Here is a 13,538-nt window from a genome sequence, read left to right as displayed (position 1 = left end):
ATGACGCCTTCAAGCAGCGAGCTTTCACTTACACCTTAACGCTTGCTTTTTTTGACGTGGTTCAATTTCGACACGGGAACTTCCTTACGCACCGGAAACCCTTCGATCTCCCGCCGTTCGATGACGCTGTTCAGCCGCTTTTCGATGGCACAAAGGTTCTTGAAGTCGCTGATGTCCACCAGCGAGATGGCTTCGCCCAAGGCGCTCGCGCGGCCGGTTCGGCCGATGCGGTGGATGTACTCTTCCGGCGGGAAGGGCAGGTCGTAGTTCACCACGCGGCTGAGCTCGTCGATATCCAGGCCCCGTGCGGCGACGCCGGTGGCGACCAGGTACTGGAGCTCGCCGGATTTGAACTGGCCCAGCACGGTTTCGCGCATGGCCTGGCTTCTGCCGCCGTGGATGGAGTCCGCCTTGATGCCGCGTTTTTCCAGCTGCGCTACCAGCTTCGCCGCGCTGTGCTTTTTCTCGACGAAAATCAGCGCCTGATCCCACTGCTGTTCGTTGATCAGGTGGCTCAAGAGGGCAGACTTGTTGTCCTTATCCACCGTGATCAGCCACTGCTCGATCGTGGCGGCGGCGCGAACGCTGGGCGTAATGGCGATCTCCACCGCCGACTCGCTCTTCTTGCTGTCAGAAAAACTGTGAGCTAGCGCGCGCACCTCGTGGCTCATGGTGGCGGAGAACAGCAGGTTCTGGCGGTGTTCCGGCAGGCGCACCATGATCTTGTGAATGTCGTCGACGAAACCCATGTCGACCATGCGGTCGGCTTCGTCCAGCACCAGCGCTTTCAGCTCGTCGAAGTGCAGCGCCCGTTGATGCGCCAGGTCCAGCAGCCGGCCCGGTGTGGCGACCAGAATATCGACCCCTTCGATCAGCCGCTCTTTCTGGGGCTGCGTATCCACGCCGCCGTACACGGCCAGCGAGGTCAAGGGCAGGTGTTTGGCGTACTCGGCCACGCTGGCCTCGACCTGAATCGCGAGCTCACGGGTCGGCACTAGAATCAGCGCCCGGATGCGCTTGGCGCGAAGTGTCTCTGCTTGACCAAAGCGCTCCAGCAGCGGCAGAACGAAGGCGGCGGTTTTGCCGGTGCCGGTTTGCGCGGTGGCGATCACGTCCTTGCCCGCGAGAATGGCGGGAATCGCCTGCTCCTGGATGGGCGTGGGCGCTGTATAGCCGAGTTCGGTGATCGCTTGAACCAGAGGACTGGATAAGCCGAGTTTTGCAAAGGGCATGGGAAGCTCTGACGGTGTGTCGAAATGAAAATATGCCGCAGTATAACGCAGTGCTTGTAGCTCCGCTGATTTACCGCGTTGCGTGTGCTTGGCACCTGCCCCTTGGATTCCTTCCCGATAATCCCGTTCGCCTGCGCCACTCATATCTCTTTTGTCTGCTGATTTTTTAAAAAAGCTTTACCTCAACTTGGGTTGAGGTTTTAACCTTGCTACGCGACCGACAACCAGCATGCCGCGATGGCCCGGCCGGATTTGAAATGGAGTTTGTCGAATATGTTGGCGCTATGCCAGTGGAGCGTAACCTGAACCGCGATGCGCCACTAATCGATTACTCGTGGGCAAAGGGGAAACCATGAATATAAACGTAGCACGCTATGGGATGATTCTTAATACCGAGCACTATGATGAGTGCGTCGCTTTCTACCGTGGGCTGTTTGGATTGCGTCAGATGTTCGAGCGAAATGAGGACGGTTTCAAGCTTACCTGTCTGGAGTACGGCAATGGTTACTTGATGGTCGAGCAGGGCGGCAAGGCAAAAAGCAGCCCCAAGTCGCCCGAGGAAAGCAGTTTTAAGTTACGATTCAACGTCAATGATTTGGAGGACGCGTTATCGCGCGTCAGAGCCTGGGGTATCGACGCCACTATTACCGAAAACGCTTGGGGCAGAACGATCAATATCGCTGATCCTGATGGCAATCGGGTAGGTATCAGAGATGAAGCTGGTTTTGTAAACCAGATCGATAATGAGCGGCTGCCAGAATAGGGGAACTCAGCCGGCTGTAAGTTTGCGTGAGCCGATCCTGTAATCGGATCATGCGCATGAGTTGACGCTCGGCTGTGATGGCATGATAAAAGCGCAGTTCAAGGCAGCCGATATCTAGAAACGTGCTTCACTAAGGGGATGCAAGTGGCAAAGGTAATGCTCAAGGGCACGATTACAGTGCCGGAAGCTGAGCTTGACACGTTCCTGCAGGCGCTTATGCGGCATAGGCAGCAAACTCTGGCGGAGCCGGGCTGTATCATGTTCGACGTCATTCAGGATCAAGCTGACCCGTGCCGTTATAACGTGTTCGAGACGTTCGTTGATCGTACGGCGTTTGACCACCATCAGCGCCGCGTCGCGAATTCCGAATGGGGCAGGCCGACCCGAAATGCCGTGCGCCATTATGAGATCATCGAGTAGCCGGGAATAGATTTTGCAATCGGCCAAGAGGAATACATGAGTTGGCTTATCCTGTTTGTGGCAGGTCTTCTGGAGATCGGCTGGGCCGTCGGGCTGAAATACTCCCAGGGCTTTACCAAACTCTGGCCCAGTGTTTGGACGGTGTTCGCCCTGGCGACGAGTTTTCTGCTGCTGGGTTTGGCGCTTAAAAACCTGCCGGTCGGTACCGCCTACGCGATTTGGGTCGGCATCGGCGCGGTGGGCACGGCGATCATGGGCATCGTGCTGTTCGGGGAATCCGCGGGGGTACTCAAACTGGTGAGCCTTGCGCTGATTTGCGCGGGGCTGGTCGGGCTGAAGCTTGCTCAGCCGTAAGATGCGCGAAAAGTCGTACTCGATCTTTCGGACAGCCTTCGGGATCTGCGCCGGGTGGCGGAAGGCGAGGGGCGCATTTTCCTGACCCTCGCGTGCTATCCCGAAGGCGACCGGGAGTACGTCATCGAGGTGGACCCGGTCGAATCCACCGTTTCCGTTCAGGGCATCCCATACCCGCTTACCGAGATCGAAACCGCGTTAAGCGCGATCGCCTGGCGCTCGAGAGATCTACCAGCCGCAGGCCTCACGCAGTGGCTCGATTCTCTCTTCGAGTCCTTCGATATTGAATGCTGCCTCGATGGGCTCGCCTTCCACCGGGGCAAGGGCCAGCTCGAGCGTCTGCGCGCCAAACAGGCGCTCGATAAAGGGAATGGCGCTGGCTCCGTCCCAGAAACCCAGGGCATGGCCGTCGTCGATCGCCTGCATCTCAAAGGTTTCGGCCTCCTGGTCGTCGAGCTGTATGGTGGCCGGGCCGAACTCGAAAGTGCCGGTTTCCTCCTGATCGAACAGGTTGAAGTAGGCGACGGTGGTGTCCTCAAAACAGCGAAACACGAGCGTGGGTTGGGCCAGACCAATCGCGGGGGTCTTGAGCACGACGAAGTGAAGATCGAGCTCCTCTTCGTGGTGCTCTTCGGTTTGCCACTGCGAACCGGCGGGGGCGTCCTGGGCAAGTGCCACGGCGGGCAGCAGGGCGAGTAAGGCGAGCAGGGTTTTGTCGATCTTCATGCATTGTCCTTCGAGTGCGTTCGTTTCGATGGGGGCGTTATCATTTCTCGGTTTCTCGATATTAAACGATAAAACGTCGAGCAGTGCCTTGCTGTACTCGATAACGCTACTCCTTCGCCGGCCGTTTGCTCAACAGATCCGTTTCACTGGAGGTCTGCGCGATCTCTTCTTCTACCTTTTTCATTAGCTTCTCGTCGGGCCGCGCGTCGAACACGCCGTCGGTCTGTTCGCCTTTGAGTATTTGCTGAGCGCGCGCTTTCGCCTGCTGTTTCTCCTTGTCTGCGGCGGTATCAAAGGCCGGTGCGGCCGCTGCTGGTAGGGCCGAATTACGCTCGGTGAACTTCCCGCTTTGAATACGCATCAGCGACTCTTCGAGCTCCGGGCGAAAGCTGAGCCGGTAGATCGGCTCGGGCAGGGTGAAGCCCTGGTGCTCCAGCGCGTGCTTGGTTTCACGAATGGCGATACTGCGCGCCTTGCCGAAATCCGTGGCGGATTGGTTCACCCAGCCCTGAAACGCCAGCACGATGTTGGAATCCCCCACGTTGGTGATGACACCGACCGCTTTGGGTTCACCCAGCACGAAAGGCAGCCCGTTCAGGGCATCGAGGCCCACCTTGATAGCGGCCAGCGGGTCGTCGCTTGCGTCCACGCCCAGCTCGAAATCGAAGCGGCGCTCCGGGTTCTGGGTGTAGTTGAGGATGATGCCCTTGAACACGTCGGCGTTGGGAATGCGCAGCTGGTTGCCTTCCAGCGTCATCAGGATGGTGGCGCGAGAGGTCAGGCGGACAACGATCCCCTCACGGTCGTTGATGACCACGTGATCGCGGGCCTGAAAGGGCTGGCGGATGCTGAGCATGAGTGAGGCGATGTAGTTCTCGATGGTGTCCTTGACCGCAAAGCCGATTGCGATACCGATCACCCCGGCGCCGCCCAGCAGCGTACCGATGATCGTTTCCGCACCCACCAGGCTCAGCGCCATGATCAGCCCCAGCACGATGAACACGACCTTGATCGTTTGCGCAACGAGTCCCGCGACGAAGGGGTTGGGCGTCACCCGCTGCCACAGGTGCTTGCGGTTCGAAAGCCACGCCCCGAACCAGGCGACCGCGCCAAAAAGCAGAAAGCCCACCGCTATGAGTGGCAGTGCGCGTAAAAGGCTTTGGCCCCGCGCGCGTAGCCCCTGGTAGGCGGTAGCGACGTTGTCCTGAACGTCCAGCGTGCGGTCGATCATATCGTCGACCATTACCACGTCGGTGAGCCGGTTGGCCAGGCCCACCGCCTGCTGCGCCTTGCGCTCGTTGGCGGTTTCCCCGGCCAGCGTCACGATGCCTTTGCTCACGCTGACCTCGACCGCGGAGAGCCCGTCGATTTCGGAGAAGATACCGCTGATGCGCTGGGCGATCTCCGCATCCTTTTGCGGCGAAGGCGTGGTTTCGATTTGCCCGGCGTTGGGGCTCTGGGTGGCCGGGGCGGTCTCCTCGCTGGCGTGAGATGAAAGGCTCACCAGCATGCCAAGTAACACCAGCAGCGGCGCCACCATTCGAGGCACACGGAAAGAGGTGAAGAAAGTAGCAGTAGCGGCCATGACCATCCTTGGTGTCGTTATCAAAATCGGTACGTATTAGCCAAGTCTAGTGGGGGTTCTGACTCGACGCTGCTGGATACTGGCATGCGATGTGTGCGGGCAAGGCCCAGGGGCCTGGCATAAATCTTCCTGATGTATTCGCACGTGCTGCCAGTTTGCGTTTCCGCGATCAAAGCGCTCGACGATCAGCAGCGCGTGTTTTCTCGTGTGGCGCACGAACGTGGCCGGGCAGGGCAGACCTACCAGGCTTGCGAGCGTATTGAGATACAGCTTGTTATAAATGATCAGGGCGCGCCCCGTGCCTGCTCTTCGGGAAGCAGGTTGCCGAACCAGTGGTGGGCTGTCAGCGTCTCGGGCGGCCAGAGGCGTTGATCAAGGGGCAAACTGTTGGAGATGGCGTGCCCGTTGGCTTGCCACTCTGCATCGTATTCGAACCCAATAAGACGGCCATCGTCACCGCGCCACAGCGCGCCAACCCGCTTTCGGCCGGACCATACGTTCAAGCGATCAGGCGTCATGTATCGATATCCGTAGGCTGTGCCGAAAGCTCGATTCCCAGCGTTTCCAGTACCAGTAGAACCCGGCCCAAGCCGCATGAGGCTCGGCCGTTTTCCAGCTCGCTCAGAAAGCGCATGCTCACCCCGCAAAGCCCAGCCAGGGTTTCGAGGGTCAGCGCCTGGCGTTTGCGCGTTTGCCGTATGAGCCGGCCCAGGTCTTCTGCGCGGGTAACGGTCAAGGGCATAGCGGCGGCGGTATTTTTAGAAGCGTTCATGCGTTATATTTTTCCCTTTAAGGAAAAAATGGGTCGGATACCGGCCAGTGTAGAGTTTTTAAATATCGTGGCAAGACGGATGCGCCATGAATGAAGAGCTCGTACTCATGGGCCAGAACAAAGTAGAGGGCTGACGTATGATCATCGCGGCTGCGCAAACCTGTTCCCTGGCGGGCAACATCGAGGCCAATACAAGGCAGCATCTTTATCTCACTCAGCAGGCTATTGCCAACAGGGCAAACGTTATCTTTTTTCCCGAGTTGTCGCTGACCGGCTACTCGCCCAGCATGGCAGCCGCCCAGGCGCGCACTCAATCGGCGTGGCAACTCGAGGTCTTCCAGCAACTCAGCGACCAGGACGATATCCTGATTGGCTTGGGAGTACCGTTGGCGGTCGAAGGCGGGGTGCAAATCGGGATGGCGTGGCTCGTGCCGAATGGCGAGCGGCTTTTTTATGCCAAGCAACAGCTCCATGACAGCGAGCGCTCCTGCTTCATTGCCGGTGATCGACCGCCATTGATCGACATCGACGGCCATCGTTTGGCGCCGGCCATCTGCTTCGAATCTCTCCAAATGAGCCACGCCGATAGCGCGGCGAGCTTGAGAGCCACCGTCTACCTCGCCAGCGTCGCTCACTCTGATGAAGATCAGGTCAAGGAAGCGAGCCACTACCCGCAAGTCGCCAAGCGCCATGGAATGCCCGTCCTGCTGGCGAACGGCATCGGCCCTTCGGGTGCATTCATCAGTGCCGGTGGTTCGAAATGCTGGAGTGAGCGTGGCGAGCCATTGGCAGAACTCGATGATCGAGCCTCGGGCCTGGTGCTGTTCGATACCGAAAAGAGTAAGGCCACTGCAGTGTCCTTCGCCGACACCAATCTCTACTCGGCATAGTGCGTGCAGCACAGCGCGTGCCGTGTCATCGGCTGTTAAGATGGGCGCTGAATTCGCTTGATCGGATGCCGAGTTGATGGACAAGACTACTCAAAGCCTGGGTGGGTACCACCGCTGCGCTTGGTGCGCAGTGTCGCCCGGCGAGCTCGAGCCTTATCACGATCGCGAGTGGGGCTTCCCTGTCGCCGATGATCAGCGCCTGTTCGAGAAGATCAGCCTGGAAGGGTTTCAAGCGGGGCTGAGCTGGCGCACGATTCTGGCCAAGCGCGAAAATTTTCGCGCGGCCTTTGCCGGGTTCGATTTTTACAAGGTAGCGGCTTTCGAGGAGCGCGACGTCGAGCGCCTGCTCCAGAACGCCGGTATCGTTCGCCATCGCGGCAAGATCGAGGCGGTGATCAATAACGCCCGGCGCGCGGTCGAGATGGTCGAGCAGGAGGGCTCGCTCGCGGCGTACTTTTGGCGCTTCGAGCCCGAGGCCGATGAAGTGGCCGTGCCGCAGAGCGTCTCGACCTCGCCAACTTCCGTAGCACTCTCGAAAGATCTCAAGAAACGGGGCTGGAAATTCGTAGGGCCTACCACGATGTTCGCTTTCATGCAGGCGATGGGGCTCATTAACGATCACGCCGAGATGTGTTTTTTACGTGCCCGTATCGATGAAGCCCGCTGGGCGTTTATCCGGCCTGCCCGGTCCACCCTCGATAACGCGTGAGACTATAAATAGCAAAGCCCGCAGTGGCCACGCGCGTTACAATGGTGAAAAGGCCGCCCGGTAACACAGCCGCGTCCATTCATTCGATTTTCAAGGTAGTCCTGTGATCAACACCAGAATCCACAAGGCCGTGTATGAGCTGGCCGAGAAGCTGATGCGCGCGGCTCACAAGGAGGATCGCGAGGCGTTCGAGGCGCTCTACGGCGAGCTCGAAGCGATCTGTATCGACAACGAGTACACCGAGAAGGATCACCCGGAGCAGTGGGAGACGCTGGCGGACTTCACCGAAGAATCCGACGAGGCGCTAGCGCTTTACCAGAAAGCGCTGGATAAAGCCGCGGCCCGGCCGCTGCCGGATTACGTTGCCTCGATCGGCTACTCCATGGCGACGCTTCAGGTGGAGCTCGATGAGCCGGATGCCGCTTTAAAGAGCCTGCGCCAGGTCAAGGCCAGTGCCGCGCACATCGAAGACGACGAGCTGAAAGCCGAGATCGACGCGCTTTTAACCACGCTGACCCCCCGTTAGGATTCAATCTTGACCAATAACGATATTTTCCGCCGCCTACGCTACGCCTTCGATTTGAAGGACCCCGCCATCGTGACCATTTTCAAGCTGGCCGATATCGATGTGTCGCAAGAGCAGGTGACTGCTTGGCTCAAAAAGGATGACGACGAGGCCTTCAAGTCAATGCGAGACAAGGATCTTGCGGGGTTTCTGAACGGCTTCATCAGCCATAAACGCGGCAAGCGCGAAGGGCCGGCACCCACGCCGGAGGTCCAGCTTAGCAATAACCTGGTGTTTCAGAAGCTGCGCATCGCGCTGAACCTGCAGGCCGACGATATTCTGGCGCTCTTCGAGCGCGAGGGGCTGCCGATCAGCGCCCACGAGCTGAGCGCGTTCTTTCGCAAGCCCAGCCACAAGAACTATCGCGAGTGCAAGGATCAGATTCTGCGTACCTTCCTGATGGCGCTGCAACATCGGCATCGCCCAACGCCCCCGGGCGCCTGAGCCATGTGACGAACGTCGCGCACTAAAAAGGCCACCTCGACAGGTGGCCTTTTGCGTGGCGTTTCGTTTAGAACTCGATACCGAAGTTGGTCAGAAACGCGGTATTCCAGCCGTCGTCGACCGGCGCACCGAAGTAATCGAGCCCGTTCTTGTTCGAGACGATATCGAACCAGGCGAAGAACGGCCCGGCGGTCATCTGCACGCCCAGGTCATTGACCATCGGGTTGTTCTGGTTACCGAAGCCGCCGTTGATCGCGGTGAAATCGCCGCTTGGATCGATGACGCTGAAGTCATTGAAGAAGAAGAGGTTGTCGACCGGGCCCCATTCCACTTCCATGTTGTAGCCCACGCTGGCCGAGTAGATCTCGCCCTTGGCAGGAATCAGGTAGTTGAAGTTGAACGCGCCGATTTGCAGGGCGTTATCGGAAATGCCGGATTCGCTTTCCGCCGGGTTCTTTGCGTTGTACTCGTAGGTGGTGGCCTGGGCCAGGGTGCGCCAGTTGCCGTAGCTGCCATCCACGCCGAGCGCTGCCGACCAGTTGTCGCCGCTTCGTTCGGTATTGCGGTTGTAGAGCTGGCCGCCTTTCGCCGAGAGGTTCACTTGGGTGGCGAAGTCGGTGTCGTGGCCGAAGGTGTAGCCCACGCGCGCCGCCACCTGATTCTCTTCGCTGTTGCCCTGGGCGCTGTCGCCGATGGCGTTGGCGCCGTAGTGCTCGTTACCGTTGCCCAGGTTGTCGCTCTTGAAGAACGCAAGCGAGGTGTCCCAGGGCCCTTCGGAGTGGTCCCACTTGATACCGGCGTTCTGGTTGTCGTTGAAACCGGCCAGATACGCCAGGTTGCCGTAGTAGCCCAGGTAGCCGTAATCCATGTTTCCAAACGGCGTTTGTACCAGGCCCAGCTTGAAAGAGTCTTGCTCGGTGGGGTTGTAGCCGACCCAGCCGTGCTGCAGGAAGTGGTAGTCGTCGTAGAAACGATATGCCAGCGAGTAGTCGATCTGACCGGACTCGCCCTGAACGGTCACGATGAACTTGCCGAAGTCCAGATCGCCGGCGGTATCCTTGCTCTGGCTGTCCCAGTCGTTGACGCTGCCGCTGAACTCCAGAAGCCCGCCGATTTCGACCTGCTGCATCTCCTCGAGCGTGGCCTGGTTCTGCTGCGCCAGGCTCTGCTGATTCGAGTTCGGCTGGTCGCCGTTGGCCGAGGTGCCGGTGTCGGTGCCTTCACCGTAAGCGTCCTGGCTAACGTTATTCTGCGGCGAGTCGTTCTGGCTCGAACCGCTCTGATTCCATCCGCTCTGGTTCGAAGCCATCGGCTGACTCGCGCCTGATGACTGGCCGCGTTCGAGCTGCTCGATGCGCTGCTGCATCTGATCGAGCTGAGCGCGCAGCTCGTCGATGGTTTGCTGGTCACTGGTTTGCGCCTGGGCGCTCGAGATCATGGCCGCAGAAACGCCAAGCCCGAGTGCCAGCCGCTTGAACTGGCCTACGCGTAGGTCTGTCATGGTGTTCGATCCTTGATGATGATGTTTTATAGGCCTTTATTATTATCGATTGATGGCTTTTGATAGGCGTCCCAGGGACGGCGCGGCCCTGAAGGCGTAGGAGGGCCACTCGTGCCTACCCTAATGATAAGCGATCGCTAAAGCAAACGTACGTTTATCGGGCGTATGGTCATCAATCGCGAGGAAGCGATTAAAGCTTGCGCGCCCGCGTCCGATATACACGGGTAAGCCTTTTAGCCACGCACCCGTATTCATTACTTCGAGCTCTTATGCCTCAACGCTACCGCGCCCTGATAGCGGCCCTTGCCTTCACCGTGCTGCCCGCCAGCGCTTACGCCGATATGGACGCCGCCGAGTCGGCGGTCCTGGCGTGGCTCGAAAACGTCGACAGCGGCGAGTTCGACCAGGCCTGGCAGGCGGCCTCGCCACTGTTACAGCGCCCGCTTTCGCCATCGATGCTGGCGCGCACTATCACGCTTGCCCGCGATGGGCTGGGCGAGCTCGAATCGCGCCGCCGCGTGCGGGTGGTCAGCGACACCTCGATGCCCGGCGCCCCGCGCGGCGACTACAAGATATTCACCTTTCAAAGCCACTTCGCCAACCGCCTGATTACCGAAACCGTGACCCCGCACTTCGAGGATGGCGCCTGGCGGGTCAGCGGCTACTACGTACAGTAGGCGGGCCGCTACTTCCTGACGCAGACGAACAGGGCGTTGCCCGAATGCTCGCTCCAGGGCGTGATCGCCTCGAAATCGTGCTCGAACACCTCGACGGTGAAGTAGGGCGTGAGCAGTGCGATCAGCTCTGAAAAACTCACCGCCACCATGGCGTGCTCATCCATCCAGCGCTCGCACTGCTCGCCGCGGGTGCGCTCGATACAAAGCCGCAGCGACTGGCGCTCGCCGTTTCCCGGGTAGTGCCAGCCCGAGCTGAACGTGAACGTCTCCTCGCCCACGCGCGTCTGGTGCCTCATTGAGCGCGCGTTGTCGATTTTCTCCTTGTCCACCCCGTTGAAGCAGAACACCCCGCCGGGCGAAAGCGCCTCCTGGGCGCGCGCGATGCACGCCTTCAGCCGCTCGATGGTCGCGCTGTAGTGAATCGAGTAGAGAAAGCAGGTGATCAAATCCTGGAGCCGCTCGACGCGAAAGTCGGTCATGTCCTGATGAGTGAAGGTCGCCTCCGGGCAGCGGCGAGCAGCGCGCTCCAGCATCGGCGGGTTGATATCGAGCCCGCTGCTTTCGAAACCCGCATCGAGAAAGTGGCGTACGTGGGGACCGGTGCCGCAGGCCAGGTCCAGATGGCGGCGCCCGCCGTTGCCGAAGAGCTGATTCAAGCGCTGCACGGCGCGACTCTGCGCCGGGTAGTCGATCTCCTCGCACATCAGGTCGTAGTAGTGAGAAAGATCGGTGTAGAGGGCGTTGGCGGACATGGTCGGGCTCGCGCGGGATGGGGAGCGCATGGTAAACGCGCCCCCGACGTTTTGAAAGCGAAGCGGCGGATCACAGGTCGACTATGCTGGGTGAGAGAGCAAGACAAGCCCAATCGACCCGAGGAGTGATCATGGACGACGCCGTTTACTGGTACGCCGTGGCGACGGTGCTGCTATTTGTCAAGATGTTGGCGACCGGGCTTTATCAGGGCTACCACCGCATCACCAAAATGACCTTCAAGACGCCGGAAGACGCGCGCATGGCAGGGAAGGAGCCGGCAAGCGAAGAGCTGCCCCAGGTGCAGCAGGCCAGCAAAGCCTGGTCGAACGACCTCGAGAATATTCCCATTTTTCTGGCGTTGGGCGTGGCCTACGTGCTGGTCGGCGCCTCTCCGGCGTTTGCCGGGTGGCTGTTCATGGCATTCACCGCCGCGCGCTACGCCCATACGCTTGCCTACCTGGCCAAGCTTCAGCCCTGGCGCACGATTGCTTATGGGGTCGGGCTTCTCTGCATGATCGCGATGAGTGTGTTGATCGTAATGGCGCTTGGCTGAGCAGACAGGCAGGGCGTAATTGGTGCGATCGTTTTACAAGAGGCGGCTGGCCAGCAGCTGCATCGCCAACAGCAGCGCTAGCACCAGGGCGCCGCCTATCAGGCTTGTGACCAGCGCGTGGCGCTGCCACATCCGCTCGACCTTATGGCCGAAGCGGTACACGAGCCATGCGATGCCGAAGTAGCGAACACCGCGAGAGAGCAGGGCAGCGAGCAGAAACAGCACTAGGGGGTAGCCCGAGAGCCCGGCGGTGATCAGCGCCACCTGGTAGGGGATCGGTAGGATACCGATGGCGACGATCGCCGCGAACCCGTACTGGCTGAACAGCGTTTGAAAGCTCTGATAGCTCTGCTCGATGCCCAGAACGCCAATCAGCCAGGTACCGACCGACTGAAAGAGCGCAAGCCCGATGCCGTAGCCTGCCAGCGACCCCAGCAGGCAGCCAGCGGTGACCACCGCCGCCATGGCCCAGATGCGCCCCCGGTTGGAGGCCATCAGGGGGATGATGATCAGCTCCAGCGGCACCGGCAGAATGAGCGTTTCCAGAAACGAGAGCGCTCCTAAGAGCCAGAGCATGCGTTTGGAGCGGTTGAGGCGCTCGAGCCACTGCTTTCGGGAGTGAGAAGCCAGCGCCATGTCAAAGGTCCGGATTGATGCGCCGGTACACCGCCGCCAGCAGGCTGTAGCCGCCAAAGGCAAAAAGCCCCAGGGCGACGAAGGCCAAAAGCCACTGGCCGAAGGCCTGGTGGCGTAGGAAGTCAAAGACTTCTTCGGTGCCGCCCGCCTCGTTGGCGTTGACGTGATACGCCGCAATGATAAAGAAGCCGCCCACGATAAGGAACACGACGCCACGAATGATCAGCCCGAAGCGGCACACCGGATACGCCCAGCGCTGGGTGGCTTCGGGCATGTCGAAGTGTTTATCGAACTTGGCCTTGGCGCCCTTGATACAGTGCGCAATGCCCGCGCTAATGATGCAGGCGCCTACCGCCCCCACCAGATAGCGGCCGAAGGGCTGCTCGAGAAGCCAGCTCACCGTGCCCTGGGAGCCGCCGGAGTCGCCGGAGTCGCCGGAAGAGCCGACCAGGCGAAAGATCAGGCTCGCGGCGTAGAAGGCCAGCAGGGTATGGGTAACCGCGCTGATTAAAAGCCCGGCGCGAATGGCGATACCCTTGGCATCGCTGCCGTGGCCGTCGGTATCCTTGATCGCCTGGATCGAGCGCCACATCGCGTAGCCGAGCAGCCCCAGCGCGACCAGCCCGAGTAGCACCTGGCCGAACGGTGCCACTAACAGGCGTTCGAGCGCGCCCCGGCTGCCTTCGGCTTGCCCACCCTGACCGAGGACAGCCAGCGCCGCCAGGCCTCCGACCAATAAATAAACGATACCGCGAGAGGCGTAGCCCATACGGGCGTAGAGTTGAATGGCGTCTTTGTGGTCGGGCGTATTGGAAGCCACGATGTCCTCCTGACGTGAAATGGCAGGCCTCACTCCCTGTGAAGCGAAAGGCCCGAAACAGGCTCGGGCGCTGACTTGGCGCTGATGTAGTATAGGCTAGCCGTTCGAGGGCGAAACCCTTGCCTTGAGCGATGACGG

19 protein-coding genes are annotated in these 13,538 nt (G+C 60.0%); 9 read left to right on the top strand and 10 right to left on the bottom strand.

All coding sequences use genetic code 11. The features are described 5' to 3' along the window. Nucleotides 1-35 precede the first annotated feature (35 nt). Nucleotides 36-1,232: a DEAD/DEAH box helicase gene (locus ACGK9R_RS10300; protein WP_394580877.1), complete on the bottom strand. Its 1,197-nt coding sequence runs from the start codon at nt 1,230-1,232 to the stop codon at nt 36-38. 352 nt (nt 1,233-1,584) lie between these two features. Between ACGK9R_RS10300 and ACGK9R_RS10295 the strand changes: the two genes are divergently transcribed. The 3 genes from ACGK9R_RS10295 to sugE all read left to right on the top strand — a co-directional run bounded on the left by ACGK9R_RS10295 (nt 1,585) and on the right by sugE (nt 2,769). Next, nucleotides 1,585-1,995: a VOC family protein gene (locus ACGK9R_RS10295; RefSeq protein ID WP_394580875.1), complete on the top strand. Its 411-nt coding sequence runs from the start codon at nt 1,585-1,587 to the stop codon at nt 1,993-1,995. Nucleotides 1,996-2,139: 144 nt separating this feature from the next. Continuing rightward, nucleotides 2,140-2,415, top strand: a complete 276-nt coding sequence (locus ACGK9R_RS10290; RefSeq protein WP_394580873.1) for a putative quinol monooxygenase — start codon at nt 2,140-2,142, stop codon at nt 2,413-2,415. A 36-nt stretch (nt 2,416-2,451) separates the two neighbouring features. Further along, complete coding sequence (gene sugE / locus ACGK9R_RS10285; protein WP_394580871.1) at nt 2,452-2,769, top strand: quaternary ammonium compound efflux SMR transporter SugE; 318 nt, start codon at nt 2,452-2,454, stop codon at nt 2,767-2,769. 228 nt (nt 2,770-2,997) lie between these two features. Here the strand turns inward: sugE and ACGK9R_RS10280 are convergent, their stop codons facing one another. From ACGK9R_RS10280 to ACGK9R_RS10260, 5 genes are all read right to left on the bottom strand, one after another. After that, entirely contained in the window at nt 2,998-3,495 is a 498-nt protein-coding gene (locus tag ACGK9R_RS10280; RefSeq protein ID WP_394580869.1) for a type VI secretion system-associated protein TagO, read from the bottom strand. Nucleotides 3,496-3,601: 106 nt separating this feature from the next. Beyond that, nucleotides 3,602-5,080 (bottom strand): mechanosensitive ion channel domain-containing protein, encoded by a 1,479-nt coding sequence (locus ACGK9R_RS10275; protein ID WP_394580867.1) that lies wholly within the window; start codon nt 5,078-5,080, stop codon nt 3,602-3,604. A 36-nt stretch (nt 5,081-5,116) separates the two neighbouring features. Next, nucleotides 5,117-5,326: a HipA domain-containing protein gene (locus ACGK9R_RS10270; protein ID WP_394581118.1), complete on the bottom strand. Its 210-nt coding sequence runs from the start codon at nt 5,324-5,326 to the stop codon at nt 5,117-5,119. A 38-nt stretch (nt 5,327-5,364) separates the two neighbouring features. Further along, a complete protein-coding gene (locus tag ACGK9R_RS10265) occupies nt 5,365-5,598 on the bottom strand; it encodes a HipA N-terminal domain-containing protein (RefSeq protein WP_394580865.1) in 234 nt (77 codons plus the stop codon). Next, nucleotides 5,595-5,852, bottom strand: coding sequence for a helix-turn-helix domain-containing protein (locus ACGK9R_RS10260; protein WP_394580863.1), 258 nt, complete (start codon nt 5,850-5,852; stop codon nt 5,595-5,597). The genes ACGK9R_RS10265 and ACGK9R_RS10260 overlap by 4 nt, the downstream gene beginning before the upstream one ends. Nucleotides 5,853-5,989: 137 nt before the next feature. On the opposite strand from ACGK9R_RS10260, the gene ACGK9R_RS10255 reads away from it, so the two are divergent. The 4 genes from ACGK9R_RS10255 (at nt 5,990) to ACGK9R_RS10240 (ending at nt 8,460) form a co-directional block, all read left to right on the top strand. Next, on the top strand, nt 5,990-6,742 hold the full coding sequence (locus tag ACGK9R_RS10255) for a carbon-nitrogen hydrolase family protein (RefSeq protein ID WP_394580861.1): 753 nt from the start codon (nt 5,990-5,992) through the stop codon (nt 6,740-6,742). Between the two features lie 76 nt (nt 6,743-6,818). Then, nucleotides 6,819-7,451: a DNA-3-methyladenine glycosylase I gene (locus ACGK9R_RS10250; protein ID WP_394580859.1), complete on the top strand. Its 633-nt coding sequence runs from the start codon at nt 6,819-6,821 to the stop codon at nt 7,449-7,451. A 103-nt stretch (nt 7,452-7,554) separates the two neighbouring features. After that, nucleotides 7,555-7,977, top strand: a complete 423-nt coding sequence (locus ACGK9R_RS10245) for a tetratricopeptide repeat protein (RefSeq protein ID WP_394580857.1) — start codon at nt 7,555-7,557, stop codon at nt 7,975-7,977. A gap of 9 nt (nt 7,978-7,986) precedes the next feature. Continuing rightward, the gene (locus tag ACGK9R_RS10240; protein WP_394580855.1) at nt 7,987-8,460 is read left to right on the top strand and encodes a DUF1456 family protein; all 474 of its coding nucleotides are present in this window, start codon (nt 7,987-7,989) and stop codon (nt 8,458-8,460) included. A 67-nt stretch (nt 8,461-8,527) separates the two neighbouring features. Here ACGK9R_RS10240 and ACGK9R_RS10235 read toward each other — a convergent pair whose 3' ends face one another. Further along, nucleotides 8,528-9,961 (bottom strand): hypothetical protein, encoded by a 1,434-nt coding sequence (locus ACGK9R_RS10235; protein ID WP_394580853.1) that lies wholly within the window; start codon nt 9,959-9,961, stop codon nt 8,528-8,530. A gap of 269 nt (nt 9,962-10,230) precedes the next feature. Here ACGK9R_RS10235 and ACGK9R_RS10230 point away from each other — a divergent pair, with 269 nt between their 5' ends. Continuing rightward, nucleotides 10,231-10,638: a DUF4019 domain-containing protein gene (locus ACGK9R_RS10230; RefSeq protein ID WP_394580851.1), complete on the top strand. Its 408-nt coding sequence runs from the start codon at nt 10,231-10,233 to the stop codon at nt 10,636-10,638. An 8-nt stretch (nt 10,639-10,646) separates the two neighbouring features. On the opposite strand, the gene ACGK9R_RS10225 is transcribed toward ACGK9R_RS10230, so the two are convergent. After that, complete coding sequence (locus tag ACGK9R_RS10225; protein ID WP_394580849.1) at nt 10,647-11,390, bottom strand: class I SAM-dependent DNA methyltransferase; 744 nt, start codon at nt 11,388-11,390, stop codon at nt 10,647-10,649. Nucleotides 11,391-11,521: 131 nt separating this feature from the next. On the opposite strand from ACGK9R_RS10225, the gene ACGK9R_RS10220 reads away from it, so the two are divergent. Further along, the gene (locus tag ACGK9R_RS10220; RefSeq protein WP_394580847.1) at nt 11,522-11,944 is read left to right on the top strand and encodes an MAPEG family protein; all 423 of its coding nucleotides are present in this window, start codon (nt 11,522-11,524) and stop codon (nt 11,942-11,944) included. Nucleotides 11,945-11,977: 33 nt separating this feature from the next. On the opposite strand, the gene ACGK9R_RS10215 is transcribed toward ACGK9R_RS10220, so the two are convergent. Both ACGK9R_RS10215 and ACGK9R_RS10210 read right to left on the bottom strand, forming a co-directional pair. Further along, entirely contained in the window at nt 11,978-12,580 is a 603-nt protein-coding gene (locus tag ACGK9R_RS10215) for a YqaA family protein (RefSeq protein WP_394580845.1), read from the bottom strand. A 1-nt stretch (nt 12,581) separates the two neighbouring features. Further along, nucleotides 12,582-13,400 (bottom strand): DUF1206 domain-containing protein, encoded by an 819-nt coding sequence (locus ACGK9R_RS10210; RefSeq protein ID WP_394580843.1) that lies wholly within the window; start codon nt 13,398-13,400, stop codon nt 12,582-12,584. Nucleotides 13,401-13,538: the final 138 nt, after the last annotated feature.

Origin of the sequence: Halomonas sp. HNIBRBA4712 (assembly GCF_043558675.1) — a bacterium.
Lineage (GTDB): Bacteria > Pseudomonadota > Gammaproteobacteria > Pseudomonadales > Halomonadaceae > Vreelandella.
The sequence above is the reverse complement of the archived record's forward strand: the minus strand, read 5'-3'. Positions and strand labels throughout refer to the sequence as shown.

What these genes read in the sequence shown, in the direction of transcription:
- ACGK9R_RS10300 (WP_394580877.1), bottom strand. Translation starts at nt 1,232, where the DNA reads ATGCCCTTTGCAAAACTCGGCTTATCCAGTCCTCTGGTTCAAGCGATC.
- ACGK9R_RS10295 (WP_394580875.1), top strand. Translation starts at nt 1,585, where the DNA reads ATGAATATAAACGTAGCACGCTATGGGATGATTCTTAATACCGAGCAC.
- sugE (WP_394580871.1), top strand. Translation starts at nt 2,452, where the DNA reads ATGAGTTGGCTTATCCTGTTTGTGGCAGGTCTTCTGGAGATCGGCTGG.
- ACGK9R_RS10280 (WP_394580869.1), bottom strand. Translation starts at nt 3,495, where the DNA reads ATGAAGATCGACAAAACCCTGCTCGCCTTACTCGCCCTGCTGCCCGCC.
- ACGK9R_RS10275 (WP_394580867.1), bottom strand. Translation starts at nt 5,080, where the DNA reads ATGGCCGCTACTGCTACTTTCTTCACCTCTTTCCGTGTGCCTCGAATG.
- ACGK9R_RS10265 (WP_394580865.1), bottom strand. Translation starts at nt 5,598, where the DNA reads ATGACGCCTGATCGCTTGAACGTATGGTCCGGCCGAAAGCGGGTTGGC.
- ACGK9R_RS10260 (WP_394580863.1), bottom strand. Translation starts at nt 5,852, where the DNA reads ATGAACGCTTCTAAAAATACCGCCGCCGCTATGCCCTTGACCGTTACC.
- ACGK9R_RS10255 (WP_394580861.1), top strand. Translation starts at nt 5,990, where the DNA reads ATGATCATCGCGGCTGCGCAAACCTGTTCCCTGGCGGGCAACATCGAG.
- ACGK9R_RS10250 (WP_394580859.1), top strand. Translation starts at nt 6,819, where the DNA reads ATGGACAAGACTACTCAAAGCCTGGGTGGGTACCACCGCTGCGCTTGG.
- ACGK9R_RS10235 (WP_394580853.1), bottom strand. Translation starts at nt 9,961, where the DNA reads ATGACAGACCTACGCGTAGGCCAGTTCAAGCGGCTGGCACTCGGGCTT.
- ACGK9R_RS10230 (WP_394580851.1), top strand. Translation starts at nt 10,231, where the DNA reads ATGCCTCAACGCTACCGCGCCCTGATAGCGGCCCTTGCCTTCACCGTG.
- ACGK9R_RS10225 (WP_394580849.1), bottom strand. Translation starts at nt 11,390, where the DNA reads ATGTCCGCCAACGCCCTCTACACCGATCTTTCTCACTACTACGACCTG.
- ACGK9R_RS10220 (WP_394580847.1), top strand. Translation starts at nt 11,522, where the DNA reads ATGGACGACGCCGTTTACTGGTACGCCGTGGCGACGGTGCTGCTATTT.
- ACGK9R_RS10215 (WP_394580845.1), bottom strand. Translation starts at nt 12,580, where the DNA reads ATGGCGCTGGCTTCTCACTCCCGAAAGCAGTGGCTCGAGCGCCTCAAC.